Here is a 13,443-nt window from a genome sequence, read left to right as displayed (position 1 = left end):
ATCAAGTAATGTGGCGTAGGAGGGAAAGTCAATGGAAAATAGGATTGATCGAATTAAGAAACAGCTTCATTCTTCCAGCTACAAGCTCACGCCACAGCGTGAAGCCACAGTAAGAGTACTGCTTGAGAATGAAGAAGACCATTTAAGTGCAGAAGATGTATACCTCCTCGTAAAAGAGAAGTCTCCTGAAATTGGTCTTGCTACTGTTTATCGGACGTTAGAATTGCTCACTGAACTGAAAGTTGTTGATAAAATTAACTTTGGAGACGGCGTTTCGCGATATGATCTTCGCAAAGAAGGAGCCGCTCACTTCCATCATCATCTTGTCTGCATGGAATGCGGAACAGTCGATGAGATAGAAGATGATTTATTAGAAGATGTCGAAGAGATTATTGAACGTGACTGGAAATTTAAAATTAAGGATCATAGATTGACATTCCATGGTATTTGCCACCGGTGTCATGATGATGAATCCGGCAAATAATCCGAATTGGAACCTTTTCATTTAAGATGAAGAGGTTTTTTGCATTTTCGCTGTATATTCCTTGTCCCACCTGGCATATGCTGAAGTAATGAGAAGGTGAGAAAGGACTTGAAGATCATGCGAAAATGGCTCAAAACAACAGGTGAAGTGATCAAAGTATTTATCTTGTTCACTGGTTTTACCGTCCTGTTCTATTATGCTATGATATGGATAAATTCAGAATATGAAAGCTACCATCGTTATGATAAACCAGAGGGTGCAGCAATTAAAGTGATGGAAATGGATCAGCCGAATCAAGACAATTGGCAAGATCGATTGATTTATTTTTATCAAAACGGGGAGTAGAAATCATTGAACGATCAATTATCCGACTTTATTCATTTTATGACCGTAGAGAGAGGACTCTCTGAAAATACCATTGTTTCTTATAAAAGAGATTTACAAAACTACTTGTCTTTTTTAATGACACATGAACAGCTGACGGATATTAGCGATGTCACGCGTCTGCATATCATTCATTATTTAAAGCAGCTAAAAGAGGAAGGGAAATCGAGTAAAACGTCTGTACGGCATCTATCATCGATTCGTTCCTTTCATCAATTTCTGCTTCGGGAAAAAGTGACAACGGATGACCCGTCATGGAACATTGAAACGCAAAAAACAGAGCGGACTTTACCGAAAGTTCTATCATTAGGAGAGGTCGAAAAGCTGCTTGATACACCAAATCAGCACACTCCCTTTGACTACCGAGACAAAGCGATGCTTGAGCTCTTATATGCAACAGGCATTCGCGTCAGTGAAATGCTGGATCTGACCCTTGCCGATGTACACCTCACAATGGGCTTTGTCCGCTGTTTTGGAAAAGGAAGAAAAGAGCGTATTGTGCCAATCGGTGAAGCTGCTACAAGCGCGATTGAAGAATATCTCGAAAAGGGAAGAAGCAAGCTGTTAAAAAAACAGCCGTCCGATGCCCTATTTCTCAATCATCACGGGAAAAAAATGTCGCGCCAGGGCTTCTGGAAGAACTTAAAAAAACGAGCCATCGAAGCAGGGATTCAAAAGGAACTAACGCCTCATACGCTCAGGCATTCATTTGCTACACACCTGCTTGAAAACGGTGCGGACTTAAGAGCTGTACAGGAGATGCTCGGACATGCCGATATCTCGACAACACAAATTTATACACATGTGACGAAAACAAGACTGAAAGATGTGTATCACAAATTCCATCCAAGGGCATAAGTAAAGCATGACACAGTGAACGGGTGTCATGCTTTTTCATGTTTACACCGTTTATGGTTGTCAACTGGCTTGTAAACGGTTTATACTTGAGATGTCTGACCTCTCACTGTTTGTAAGGTCAAAAGACAAGAATATTGAAGGAGGCGCTTTTTAATGCCTGATTATCAGTATAAACGTATTTTCCTCGTCGTCATGGATTCAGTAGGAATTGGGGAAGCACCAGATGCTGCTGATTTTAATGATGTAGGTGCAGATACACTTGGACATATTGCTGAAAAAATGAACGGGCTTCATATGCCGAATATGGCGAAGCTTGGGCTGAGTCATATTAAAGAAATCAAAGGAATTCCAGCGGATAAAAAACCGCTTGCGTATTATGGAAAAATGCAAGAAGCATCAAACGGTAAAGACACAATGACAGGACACTGGGAAATCATGGGTCTTTACATAGACACACCGTTCAAAGTCTTTCCAGAAGGATTCCCAGATGAACTATTAAATGAACTAAAAGAAAAAACAGGCCGAGGTATTATTGGCAATAAACCAGCGTCTGGTACGGAAATTTTAGATGAGCTTGGCGAAGAGCACATGAAAACAGGCGATTTAATCGTTTATACATCTGCGGATTCTGTGCTGCAAATTGCTGCGCACGAAGAAGTTGTGCCATTAGATGAGCTTTACCGTATTTGTGAAATTGCCCGTGAACTCACATTAGATGAAAAATATATGGTTGGACGGATTATCGCTCGTCCGTTTGTCGGAGAGCCTGGCGCATTTGTTAGAACGCCAAACCGTCATGACTATGCGTTAAAACCATTTGACCGTACAGTCATGAATGAACTGAAAGATGATGGACTCGATGTCATTGCGATCGGAAAAATCTCTGATATTTATGACGGCGAGGGGATCACATCATCTCTTAGAACAAAATCAAACATGGATGGAATGGACAAGCTGATCGATACACTTAAAACAGACTTTACAGGACTCAGCTTTTTAAACCTTGTTGATTTTGACGCTCTTTACGGACATAGAAGAGATCCAGAGGGTTATGGAAAAGCATTAGAGGAATTTGACGCACGTCTTCCTGAAGTATTTGACCTGTTAAAAGAGGATGATCTTCTTGTGATCACAGCAGATCATGGTAATGACCCAGTTCATCACGGAACAGATCATACAAGAGAATATGTTCCGCTCATTGCTTACAGCAAAAAGCATCAGGAAGCAAATGAACTGCCAACAGCAAAAACGTTTGCTGATCTTGGGGCAACCGTTGCAGATAATTTCAAAATAACGATGCCAAAATATGGAACAAGCTTTTTATCTAAACTTAAATAGGGGGAAATCTCGTGGGAGCACAGTTTTCAGAAGCGGCGGCATACATTAAACAAGCATCGACATATGTACCAACAGTTGGATTGATTTTAGGATCAGGGCTTGGCATTTTAGCAGATGAGATTGAAAATCCAATCAAAATAAAATATGAAGATATTCCTGGATTCCCTGTTTCAACAGTAGAGGGACATGCAGGGCATCTCGTGATCGGAACGCTGAAAGGCACTGTCGTTTGCGCGATGCAAGGACGTTTTCATTTCTATGAAGGATATGATATGAAGCAAGTGACGTTTCCTGTCCGTGTGATGAAAGAAATTGGCATTGACACATGCATTGTCACAAATGCAGCCGGCGGTGTGAATACGTCATTCCGTCCAGGAGATCTCATGCTGATCACAGATCATATCAATATGATGGGAACCAATCCATTAATTGGCCCAAATGACAGTCAAGGCGTTCGTTTCCCTGATATGTCTGCACCGTACGATAAAGAATTGCTGGCACTTGCAGAAGAAACAGCCCAGCGTTTAGGCATATCTGTACAGCAAGGGGTTTATGCAGGGATGACAGGCCCTTCATATGAAACACCTGCTGAAGTTCGTTTCTTAAGAACACTTGGAGCAGATGCTGTTGGCATGTCGACAGTTCCAGAAGTTATTGTTGCGCGTCATGCAGGAATGAAAGTGCTTGGCATTTCATGCATTTCCAATGCGGCATCTGGTATTTTGGATCAGCCGCTGTCTCATGATGAAGTGATCGAAGTAACAGAAAAAGTGAAAGCAAGTTTTCTTGATTTAGTAAAAGACATTGTCAAACAACTTTCATAGCATGTGTCCAGAAGCCTTCTGCTACCCAAGCAGAAGGCTTTTTTATTTGTAATCATACGATCTCTGAATAAAACAGCCTGTATGAGGAAAAAATAGAAAGGATTACGATAATGGAGGTCTGCCACTTGAAACGTCATATATGTGCATTGTTTATTTTAATGATCCTTATCTCAATGGTTTCACCATCAGCGACAGCAAAAGAAAAGATTGAAAAACCAGGAGAAAAACAAACATCAGAATTGGCACACGAAGCCAAATCAGCGATCTTAATAGAACGTGACACGGGAAAGGTGCTTTACAACAAAAACAGCGATGAAAAGCTTGCACCCGCAAGTATGACCAAAATCATGACGATGCTTCTCATCATGGAAGCCATTGATCAGGGTAAACTGAAAATGACAGACAAGGTCAGAACGAGCGACTATGCAGCGTCCATGGGAGGGTCACAAATCTTCCTTGAACCAGGAGAAGAAATGACCGTGAAAGAAATGCTGAAAGGCATTGCGATTGCTTCAGGAAATGATGCTTCAGTTGCCATGGCAGAGCATATTGCAGGATCTGAAGAACAGTTCGTAGAGCAGATGAACAAAAGAGCGAAAGAGCTTGGCCTCACCTCAACAGTCTTTCAAAACCCAACAGGACTTCCTGAAAAAGACCATTACAGCACAGCTCACGATATGGCAATAATGGCAAAAGAGCTGTTGAAATACGAACAAATCACCAAATTCACAGGTGTCTACGAAGACTATCTCCGGCAAAACACAGATAAAAAATTCTGGCTTGTCAACACAAACCGTCTGATTAAATTTTATCCAGGTGTCGATGGGGTGAAAACAGGTTTTACAGGTGAAGCGAAATACTGTTTAACTGCATCTGCTAAAAAAGGCAACATGCGCGTCATTGCGGTTGTCTTCGGCGCAAGCACTCCGAAAGACAGAAACGCTCAGGTAGTCAAAATGTTAGATTACGCATTTAGTCAATATACGACTCATCCGCTTTACAAAAGAGGGCAAGATGTGGCGGAGGTCAAAGTGAGCAAAGGGAAAAAGAAAAACATTCAGCTCGTTACTTCTGAACCGATCTCCCTTTTAACGAAAAAAGGCGAAAATGTGGATCAGATCAAAAAAGAAATCAAATTGTCTCATGATGTCAAGGCTCCATTTTCAAAAGGAACGGAACTTGGTACGATCGTCTTGAAAAAAGATGGAAAAGTGCTGCATGAAAGTCCTGTAGAAGCAAAAGAAGGAATGGAAAAGGCAAGCGTTTGGACTTTCTTCAAACGGGCGATGGCTGATTTTGTAAAATGGAAATAAAAGGCGAAAGGCTGCTGTAATTGGCAGTCTTTTTGCTATGAGGAAAAAGAAAAGAACATCTAAATGTGACGAATGGTCACTAGTTTTGTCATGGTGAAGGATTTACTTCATACAAAAGAGAAACATTCATTATCCGAAATTAGAGCAAGGAGGAATAAAAAATGAGCCTTGGTATTGATTTTCAAGTAAAAGAGAGCGTACTTTGCATTCGGTTAACAGGAGAGCTCGATCATCACTCCGCAGAAACATTGAGACAAAAGGTGACGAATTATTTGGAAACAGAGGACATTCGCCACATTGTGCTGAATCTGGCTGATTTATCGTTTATGGACAGCTCTGGACTCGGAGTGATTTTAGGAAGATATAAAGAAATTAAGCAGCTTGGCGGGGAAATGGTCGTCTGTGCCATCTCGCCAGCAGTGAACCGGTTATTTGATATGTCTGGCTTGTTTAAAATTATTCGGATGGAGCCTTCTGAGCAAACGGCTTTGCAAACATTGGGGGTGGCATCATGAGAAATGAAATGAACCTGACTTTTTCGGCATTAAGCCAAAATGAATCGTTTGCGAGGGTGACAGTCGCGGCGTTTATCGCTCAGCTTGATCCGACTTTAGATGAATTAACAGAAATCAAGACCGTCGTATCTGAGGCAGTGACAAACTCCATCATCCATGGCTATGATGGGAATCCAGATGGCAAGGTGCACATCCATGTCACATTAGATGATCATGTCGTTTACCTCACCATCCGTGACGAAGGGATGGGTATTACAGATCTTGAGGAAGCAAGACAGCCGCTTTTCACCACAAAACCAGACTTAGAGCGCTCTGGAATGGGCTTTACCATCATGGAGAATTTTATGGATGATGTCATGGTGGACTCATCTCCAGAAATGGGCACGACCATCCGTTTAACAAAGCATCTATCAAAAAGCAAAGCGCTTTGTAATTAAAGGAGCTGCTCATATGGATGTGGAGGTAAAAAAGCAAGCTAAAAAAGCCCAGCTGTCAAATGATGAAGTCAAAGAGCTCATCAAAAAAAGCCAAGACGGTGATCAGCAAGCAAGAGACCTCCTCGTAGAAAAAAACATGCGTCTTGTTTGGTCCGTTGTTCAGCGCTTTTTAAATAGGGGATATGAACCAGATGATCTATTTCAGATTGGCTGTATTGGACTGCTGAAATCTGTTGATAAATTTGATTTGTCATATGATGTAAAATTTTCAACGTACGCCGTCCCCATGATCATTGGAGAAATTCAGCGATTCATTCGGGATGATGGAACGGTCAAAGTCAGCCGGTCATTAAAGGAACTCGGAAATAAAATTCGGCGGGCAAGGGATGAATTGTCTAAGTCTCATGGAAGAATGCCGACTGTTCAGGAAATTGCCGAATATCTTGATATCACACCAGAGGATGTCGTCCTCGCACAAGAAGCGGTGCGCTCCCCTTCATCCATTCATGAAACGGTGTATGAAAATGATGGGGATCCGATTACATTGCTTGATCAAATTGCCGATCATTCTGAGGAAAGATGGTTTGACAAAATCGCACTGAAAGAAGCGATCAAGGAATTAGAAGAACGGGAAAAACTCATTGTGTATTTAAGGTATTATAAAGACCAGACACAATCTGAGGTTGCAGAGAGACTTGGCATTTCACAAGTACAAGTCTCACGGCTTGAAAAGAAAATTTTAAAACAAATCCAAATGCAAATGGATCAAAAAGACAGCTAGCCAATTAGGCTGGCTTTTTTTGTGTGGTAATTACCGGTAAATCAAGTTCTATCAGTATGAGAACCATTTTTCACCACATACTATTTTTAACCCATCGTATAGGAAGTGACTTGGATGGACGGACAAATCTTTATTCGGCTGCGCCATCGAATCAAGACCGGTATTGATCAGCTCATTTATTTAGAGGATATCGCCCAAATCACTGGTGATGAGTTTGCTGTGCAAAAGCTTAGTAAAATGCCGGTGTATCATGTCAGCAAAAAGGATCGTCACATCGCCGTTCTTGATATCATGCATGTCGTCAAAACGATCAAAAAAACGTGGCCAGATATCGACATTCAAACCGTTGGCGGCTCTGAGGCCATTGTTGAAATTGATACAGGCAAACGCCAGCTTTCTCCCGTTTTATTTGTGTTTGTATGGCTCCTATTATTTGTTGGAGCGGCGCTTGCCATTATGAATTTCCACGAGGATGTCAGTATGCGGCTCGTTCATATCCGCCTATATGAAATGATCACAGGGAAAACGGTTGAGCATCCGTATTTATTACAAATTCCATATAGCTTTGGACTCGGTTTTGGCATGATTTTGTTTTTCAATCATGTATTTAAAAAGCGTTTAAATGAAGAACCAAGTCCGCTCGAAGTGGAAATGTTTAAATATCAGCTCGATCTCGATCATTATGTCGCACTCAATGAAAATAAAGAAACATTGAAGGATATCCATGATCGGTAAGTGGCTTTTTGTCGTACTCGTTGGACTTGGCGGCGGTTTAACGGTCGGAGCAGGATTTGTGGCTTTTCTTACAGTGCTTGGCATCATTCCCCGCTTAATGCAATTAACCAAAACGCAGCGCTTCATACAAGGATACGAGGCGGCTGTTATTAGCGGGGCGGTAGTTGGCGGCTGGGCCACCTTAAGTCAAATACATCTTCATTTAACCAAATGGCTGGCGATGCCGGTCGGTCTTTTATCAGGCATCTTCGTCGGCATGCTTGCAGCTGCACTCACTGAAGTATTAAATGTACTTCCTATATTAACGAAAAGAATTGGAATGGACGGGAAAATTGTTTTGCTGCTCATGGCCATCGTCTTAGGAAAGGTATTTGGATCACTATTTCATTGGCTTATTTATATTTAATCAATTGGAGGGAACAACACGTGTCGAGTTTAAAAGAGAACTATCCATCTAAGGTGAAAACATATCAGCCCAAACCTCCTTATGTCCTCAACTGCATTAAGGCGTTTTTAGTTGGCGGTTTAATCTGTCTGATAGGTGAGGGGCTGCAACATTTCTATATCCATTTTTTTGATTTTAACGAAAAGACAGCAGGGAACCCGACAGTGGCGACCCTCATTTTAATTTCTTCTCTATTAACGGGTATCGGTATTTACGATAGAATCGGCCAGTTTGCTGGAGCCGGATCAGCTGTCCCGGTGACAGGCTTTGCTAACAGTATGACAAGTGCTGCCCTTGAGCATAAAAGTGAAGGGCTTGTTTTAGGTGTTGCCACAAATATGTTTAAACTCGCTGGGAACGTTATTGTATTTGGTGTCGTTTCGGCATATGTCGTAGGGATCATTCGATACGTCTTGGAAAAGATGTTTTCGTAGGAGGAATGAAAGGTGAAACTAACAGGTAAACAATCTTGGGTATTTGAACACAAGCTTTATGTCAATGCAGAAGGAACTGCTGCAGGACCAAAAGAAAAAGAAGGCCCGATTGGTCATTTAATTGATAAAACGTACGATGAAATGCACTGTGATCAAAAGAACTGGGAAATGGCTGAAAGGAAGCTCATGGATGATGCGATATCAACCGCTTTATCAAAAGCAAATTTGCAAAAAAGCGATATTGATCTTTTGCTGGCTGGAGATTTACTCAACCAGAACGTCACAGCAAACTATGTGGCAAGAGAGCTGAAGATCCCGTTTCTCTGCTTGTTTGGGGCATGCTCGACTTCAATGGAATCGGTCGCCATTGCGTCAGCACTCATTGATGGCGGCTTTGCAAATAGAGCCATCGCAGCAACAAGCAGTCACAATGCGACGGCAGAACGCCAATTTCGTAATCCGACAGAATACGGGGGACAAAAGCCAGATACAGCAACAAGTACAGTAACTGGTGGCGGAGCCGTTATTATCAGCCAAGAGCCCTCTCAAATTCAAATTACGAGCGCAACGGTAGGCAGGGTCATGGATCTTGGCATTACAGATCCATTTGATATGGGATCGGCCATGGCACCAGCAGCGGCAGACACCATCAAGCAGCATTTAGAAGACTTAGGCAGAACAGTAGATGATTACGATTTGATTTTAACTGGAGATTTATCAGGCATTGGTTCACCGATCTTAAAGGATCTCTTGAAAGAAGAAGGCATTCAGCTTGGGCGAAAGCACGATGATTGCGGTTTAATCATCTATACACCCGACCAAAACGTATTCGCTGGAGGCAGCGGCTGTGCTTGTTCAGCGGTTGTGACATTTAGTCATATTTTTCAAGAAATGAAAGCAGGGAATATGCAAAGAGTACTCGTTGTGGCAACCGGGGCGTTACTCAGCCCAATGATGGTTCAGCAAAAAGAGACCATTCCAACCATTGCGCACGGCGTCGTATTTGAGCGTGCAGGAGGAGAGAGCTAATGGATTATCTTATCGCTTTTGTGGCAGGCGGACTTATTTGCGTCATTGGCCAGCTTTTGCTAGATGTACTCAAACTCACGCCTGCACATGTCATGACTACTTTTGTTGTGGCAGGTACCATTTTAGACGGATTCGGTATTTATGATAAATTTATTGAATTTGCAGGGGCGGGCGCAACCGTACCAATTGTCAGCTTTGGTCATAGCTTGCTTCATGGGGCCATGCATCAGGCAGATGTGCACGGATTCATCGGCATCGGTATCGGTATCTTTGAATTAACCTCTGCTGGAATATCAGCTGCGATTTTATTTTCATTTATTATCGCACTGATCTTTAAACCGAAAGGATAACCGAATATGGGGCAAAGACGGAAAGTCATTTTAGTGACAGACGGAGATATATATGCTGCCAAAACCATTGAGCTTGCCGCTAAAAACGTTGGCGGACGATGTATTTCCAGCTCAAAAGGAAATCCAAGCAAACGGACAGGACCTGAACTTGTTCAGATGATTTTAAAAACGCCGTATGATCCAGTCTTTGTGATGTTCGATGATTCTGGACTGACAGGTGAAGGAACAGGCGAGACGGCGATGAAACATGTGGCGCGCCACCCTGAAATCGAAGTCATTGGAGCGATTGCAGTTGCATCCAAAACGCACCAAGCCGAATGGACTAAGGTCCATGTCTCCATTGACCGGGAAGGTGAACTGACAGAATACGGTGTCGACAAACACGGTCTTCCCGAAATGGAGCCCCATAAAATGAGCGGTGATACAGTGTATTGTCTTGACTCCCTCAATCTTCCGTTAGTTGTCGGAATTGGAGATATTGGCAAGATGGGACGGAAAGATGATCTGAGCAAGGGATCTCCAATCACGATGAAAGCAGTGGAATTAATATTAGAAAGGAGTGGTTTCCATGAAGAAAGACAAGGTAAACGTGTACCGAGACCCGAAGAAAAATGAAGATTACTTCAAGGAAAATGTCGGAATGGGTCTCAGCTTTGATCTTGGTGTTCGGAAAATTTATATACACGATCAGGAAATCCAGCTTTACTATGTAAACGGATTGTGTGATACACAGTATATTATCTACTTATTAAAAGAGCTAATCGAAATCAATGACAACGAACCTGAATCCGATGATCTTGCACATGTAGTCGAGAACCGCCTTGTCAATCAGCAGGTCTCCAAGGTAGAAACGCTGGATGAAGCAGTGGATCAAGTACTGTCTGGGCTTGTAGCAGTCGTTGTAGAAGGTGAAAACTACGCCTTTATCATTGATGTTAGAAGCTATCCTGGCAGAATGCCTGAAGAGCCGGATACAGAAAAGGTGGTCAGGGGAGCAAGGGACGGCTTTGTTGAGAACATTATTGTGAATACAGCGCTTATTCGAAGAAGAGTGCGGGATGAAAAGCTGAGATACAAAATGCTCAAAGTAGGCGAACGTTCAAAAGCAGATGTTTGTGTTTGCTATATTGAAGATATTGCAGACCCTGACTTAGTAGATATTATAGAAAAAGAAGTATCAGGAATCAAAGTCGATGGGCTGACGATGTCTGATAAAACGATTGAAGAATTTATAATTAAGCAAGGATATAATCCCTTTCCGCTAGTGCGTTACACCGAGCGTCCGGATGTCGCCGCTAACCACATATTAGAAGGGCATGTCATCATCATTACGGATACATCCCCTAGTGTCATCATTACACCAACCACTATTTTTCACCACGTTCAGCATGCAGAAGAATACCGCCAGGCGCCTGCTGTTGGTACGTTCCTAAGATGGGTACGCTTTTTAGGCATTTTATGTTCTACCTTTCTTTTGCCGATTTGGTTTCTTTTTATTCTCGAACCAAATCTCCTGCCTGACAATTTAAGCTATATTGGGTTTAACAAACCTTCTCATATCCCTGTCATTCTCCAAGTATTTCTTGCTGATTTCGGGGTGGAGTTTTTAAGGATGGCAGCCATTCATACGCCAACCGCATTGTCGACCGCCATGGGATTGATCGCGGCTGTTTTAATTGGACAAATCGCTATTGATGTCGGTTTGTTTACACCAGAGGTCATCTTATACGTCTCGCTGGCGGCGATCGGTACCTTTACAACGCCAAGCTATGAGCTGAGTGTCGCCAATAAGATTGTAAGGCTCATCATTCTAGCACTAGTGGCAATTTTTAAGCTGAATGGACTCATCATTGGTTTTACGTTGTTAATCATTTATTTAACATCTATTCGTTCATTGCAGACGCCTTATATGTGGCCATTCATTCCTTTTAATGGAAAGGCTTTGTGGCAAGTGCTGATTCGGACGTCTGTTCCTGGCTCAAAAGTAAGGCCGAGCATCGTTCACCCTCAAAACAGATCAAAAATTCCGCCAAATTCTTAACGCTCATTGAAAGTGGCTGAAGATTGTGATATTGTATTTTTAACTTTGAGACACGGCAAAAGGCAGCTCACGCAGCTGCCTTTTTTCAGCCGAAGCGGAGAAAGAGGGAATGACATTGTATTTACACGGCACTTGCAGACAAAATGAACTTGGTCATTTAGAAATTGGTGGTGTTGATGCCGTTTCTTTAGCTGAAACGTATGGGACACCACTTTATGTATATGATGTGGCTTTAATACGGGAGCGCGCAAAAAGCTTTCAAAAAGCATTTATAGAAGAAGAATTAACGGCGCAGGTAGCATATGCGAGTAAAGCATTTTCCTCCATCGCCATGTTTCAGCTTGCCAAAGAAGAAGGATTATCTCTTGATGTCGTATCAGGAGGTGAGCTTCACACAGCCATTTGCGCTGGATTCCCAGTAGAAAAAATTCATTTCCATGGCAATAATAAAAGCAGAGAAGAATTAAAAATGGCTTTAGAGCATGGGATCGGCTGTATTGTTGTGGATAATTTCTATGAAATGAAGCTCATTGAACAGCTTGGTCAAGAGCTGTCAAAAAAAGTGAAAGTATTGCTCCGCATCACGCCTGGTGTCGAAGCGCATACGCATGATTACATTACGACAGGTCAAGAGGATTCAAAATTTGGCTTTGATCTTCACAATGGACAAGCAGATGAAGCGGTGAAACAAGTGCTTGGTTCAGAAGTGATCGAGCTTTTAGGTGTTCATTGTCATATCGGTTCACAAATTTTTGATACGGCTGGTTTTGTCCTTGCAGCCGATAAAATCTTTTTGAAGCTGGATGAATGGAGAGAATCATTTGGTTTTATTTCTACGGTATTAAACTTAGGCGGCGGCTTTGGGATTCGTTATACAGAAGAGGATGAACCACTTCCTGCGACAGAATATGTCGAAAAAATTATCCAAGCTGTGAAAGAGAACGTGGCCCGCTACCAGTTCGATATGCCAGAGATTTGGATAGAACCAGGCCGTTCTCTTGTTGGAGATGCAGGGACGACTCTTTATACGGTCGGATCATCAAAACATGTACCTGGCATCCGTGATTATGTAGCGATAGATGGCGGAATGAGTGATAACATTCGTCCAGCTTTATATCAAGCGAAATATGAAGCCGCAAGTGCCAACAAAATGAGCCAAACGCATGATCAAACGGTTTCAATTGCCGGGAAATGCTGTGAAAGCGGAGATATGCTCATTTGGGATATCGATCTGCCAGAATTATCACAAGGAGATTTATTAGCTGTCTTTTGTACCGGAGCTTACGGCTATAGTATGTCAAACAACTATAACCGTATCCCGCGCCCAGCTGTTGTGTTTGTAGAAGACGGGGAAGCGCAGCTTGTGGTTGAGCGTGAAACATATGAGGACATTGTGAAACTTGATTTACCGTATCAATCAAAAGTGAAATCATCTACTTAAAAAAAGCCGCCTGGAGTTCAGGCAGCTTTTTTTC

General features: G+C 42.3%; 17 protein-coding genes. All 17 read left to right on the top strand.

Features of this window, described 5'->3' with window-relative positions:
- Positions 1–31 precede the first annotated feature (31 nt).
- The 17 genes from fur to lysA all read left to right on the top strand — a co-directional run bounded on the left by fur (position 32) and on the right by lysA (position 13,409).
- Positions 32–484 (top strand): ferric iron uptake transcriptional regulator, encoded by a 453-nt coding sequence (gene fur, locus H7F25_RS09480; RefSeq protein ID WP_003215577.1) that lies wholly within the window; start codon positions 32–34, stop codon positions 482–484.
- A 117-nt stretch (positions 485–601) separates the two neighbouring features.
- Positions 602–829, top strand: a complete 228-nt coding sequence (locus H7F25_RS09475; RefSeq protein ID WP_024428058.1) for a YqzK family protein — start codon at positions 602–604, stop codon at positions 827–829.
- 6 nt (positions 830–835) lie between these two features.
- A complete protein-coding gene (gene xerD, locus H7F25_RS09470; RefSeq protein ID WP_185853669.1) occupies positions 836–1,726 on the top strand; it encodes a site-specific tyrosine recombinase XerD in 891 nt (296 codons plus the stop codon).
- A gap of 153 nt (positions 1,727–1,879) precedes the next feature.
- Positions 1,880–3,064, top strand: a complete 1,185-nt coding sequence (deoB, locus tag H7F25_RS09465; RefSeq protein ID WP_185853668.1) for a phosphopentomutase — start codon at positions 1,880–1,882, stop codon at positions 3,062–3,064.
- 11 nt (positions 3,065–3,075) lie between these two features.
- A complete protein-coding gene (locus H7F25_RS09460; protein ID WP_073206177.1) occupies positions 3,076–3,888 on the top strand; it encodes a purine-nucleoside phosphorylase in 813 nt (270 codons plus the stop codon).
- 158 nt (positions 3,889–4,046) lie between these two features.
- The gene (locus H7F25_RS09455; RefSeq protein WP_375851066.1) at positions 4,047–5,201 is read left to right on the top strand and encodes a D-alanyl-D-alanine carboxypeptidase family protein; all 1,155 of its coding nucleotides are present in this window, start codon (positions 4,047–4,049) and stop codon (positions 5,199–5,201) included.
- A 161-nt stretch (positions 5,202–5,362) separates the two neighbouring features.
- Positions 5,363–5,716 carry an anti-sigma F factor antagonist gene (gene spoIIAA / locus H7F25_RS09450; RefSeq protein WP_024422866.1) on the top strand — a complete coding sequence of 118 codons (354 nt, stop codon included), beginning with the start codon at positions 5,363–5,365 and terminating at the stop codon, positions 5,714–5,716.
- Positions 5,713–6,153: an anti-sigma F factor gene (gene spoIIAB, locus H7F25_RS09445; RefSeq protein ID WP_024422865.1), complete on the top strand. Its 441-nt coding sequence runs from the start codon at positions 5,713–5,715 to the stop codon at positions 6,151–6,153. Before spoIIAA ends, spoIIAB begins: the two co-directional genes overlap by 4 nt.
- 13 nt (positions 6,154–6,166) lie before the next feature.
- On the top strand, positions 6,167–6,934 hold the full coding sequence (gene sigF / locus H7F25_RS09440; RefSeq protein ID WP_024422864.1) for an RNA polymerase sporulation sigma factor SigF: 768 nt from the start codon (positions 6,167–6,169) through the stop codon (positions 6,932–6,934).
- Positions 6,935–7,048: 114 nt separating this feature from the next.
- Positions 7,049–7,669 (top strand): stage V sporulation protein AA, encoded by a 621-nt coding sequence (locus H7F25_RS09435; RefSeq protein WP_024422863.1) that lies wholly within the window; start codon positions 7,049–7,051, stop codon positions 7,667–7,669.
- On the top strand, positions 7,659–8,075 hold the full coding sequence (locus H7F25_RS09430; RefSeq protein WP_024422862.1) for a stage V sporulation protein AB: 417 nt from the start codon (positions 7,659–7,661) through the stop codon (positions 8,073–8,075). Before H7F25_RS09435 ends, H7F25_RS09430 begins: the two co-directional genes overlap by 11 nt.
- A gap of 20 nt (positions 8,076–8,095) precedes the next feature.
- Positions 8,096–8,548 (top strand): stage V sporulation protein AC, encoded by a 453-nt coding sequence (gene spoVAC, locus H7F25_RS09425; RefSeq protein ID WP_024422861.1) that lies wholly within the window; start codon positions 8,096–8,098, stop codon positions 8,546–8,548.
- A gap of 12 nt (positions 8,549–8,560) precedes the next feature.
- Positions 8,561–9,577 carry a stage V sporulation protein AD gene (gene spoVAD / locus H7F25_RS09420; protein ID WP_185853667.1) on the top strand — a complete coding sequence of 339 codons (1,017 nt, stop codon included), beginning with the start codon at positions 8,561–8,563 and terminating at the stop codon, positions 9,575–9,577.
- Positions 9,577–9,927 carry a stage V sporulation protein AE gene (gene spoVAE, locus H7F25_RS09415; RefSeq protein WP_007501045.1) on the top strand — a complete coding sequence of 117 codons (351 nt, stop codon included), beginning with the start codon at positions 9,577–9,579 and terminating at the stop codon, positions 9,925–9,927. The genes spoVAD and spoVAE overlap by 1 nt, the downstream gene beginning before the upstream one ends.
- Positions 9,928–9,933: 6 nt before the next feature.
- A complete protein-coding gene (locus H7F25_RS09410) occupies positions 9,934–10,542 on the top strand; it encodes a stage V sporulation protein SpoVABEA (RefSeq protein WP_024422859.1) in 609 nt (202 codons plus the stop codon).
- Complete coding sequence (locus H7F25_RS09405) at positions 10,496–11,968, top strand: spore germination protein (protein ID WP_029708045.1); 1,473 nt, start codon at positions 10,496–10,498, stop codon at positions 11,966–11,968. The genes H7F25_RS09410 and H7F25_RS09405 overlap by 47 nt, the downstream gene beginning before the upstream one ends.
- Before the next feature lie 115 nt (positions 11,969–12,083).
- Positions 12,084–13,409 (top strand): diaminopimelate decarboxylase, encoded by a 1,326-nt coding sequence (lysA, locus tag H7F25_RS09400; protein WP_185854536.1) that lies wholly within the window; start codon positions 12,084–12,086, stop codon positions 13,407–13,409.
- Positions 13,410–13,443 lie beyond the last annotated feature (34 nt).

The organism is Bacillus sp. PAMC28571, from assembly GCF_014250435.1.
Classification (GTDB): Bacteria; Bacillota; Bacilli; order Bacillales; family Bacillaceae; genus Bacillus; species Bacillus safensis.
The sequence above is the reverse complement of the archived record's forward strand: the minus strand, read 5'-3'. Positions and strand labels throughout refer to the sequence as shown.

What these genes read in the sequence shown, in the direction of transcription:
- fur (WP_003215577.1), top strand. Translation starts at nt 32, where the DNA reads ATGGAAAATAGGATTGATCGAATTAAGAAACAGCTTCATTCTTCCAGC.
- H7F25_RS09475 (WP_024428058.1), top strand. Translation starts at nt 602, where the DNA reads ATGCGAAAATGGCTCAAAACAACAGGTGAAGTGATCAAAGTATTTATC.
- deoB (WP_185853668.1), top strand. Translation starts at nt 1,880, where the DNA reads ATGCCTGATTATCAGTATAAACGTATTTTCCTCGTCGTCATGGATTCA.
- H7F25_RS09455 (WP_375851066.1), top strand. Translation starts at nt 4,047, where the DNA reads ATGATCCTTATCTCAATGGTTTCACCATCAGCGACAGCAAAAGAAAAG.
- spoIIAA (WP_024422866.1), top strand. Translation starts at nt 5,363, where the DNA reads ATGAGCCTTGGTATTGATTTTCAAGTAAAAGAGAGCGTACTTTGCATT.
- spoIIAB (WP_024422865.1), top strand. Translation starts at nt 5,713, where the DNA reads ATGAGAAATGAAATGAACCTGACTTTTTCGGCATTAAGCCAAAATGAA.
- sigF (WP_024422864.1), top strand. Translation starts at nt 6,167, where the DNA reads ATGGATGTGGAGGTAAAAAAGCAAGCTAAAAAAGCCCAGCTGTCAAAT.
- H7F25_RS09435 (WP_024422863.1), top strand. Translation starts at nt 7,049, where the DNA reads ATGGACGGACAAATCTTTATTCGGCTGCGCCATCGAATCAAGACCGGT.
- H7F25_RS09430 (WP_024422862.1), top strand. Translation starts at nt 7,659, where the DNA reads ATGATCGGTAAGTGGCTTTTTGTCGTACTCGTTGGACTTGGCGGCGGT.
- spoVAE (WP_007501045.1), top strand. Translation starts at nt 9,577, where the DNA reads ATGGATTATCTTATCGCTTTTGTGGCAGGCGGACTTATTTGCGTCATT.
- H7F25_RS09410 (WP_024422859.1), top strand. Translation starts at nt 9,934, where the DNA reads ATGGGGCAAAGACGGAAAGTCATTTTAGTGACAGACGGAGATATATAT.
- H7F25_RS09405 (WP_029708045.1), top strand. Translation starts at nt 10,496, where the DNA reads ATGAAGAAAGACAAGGTAAACGTGTACCGAGACCCGAAGAAAAATGAA.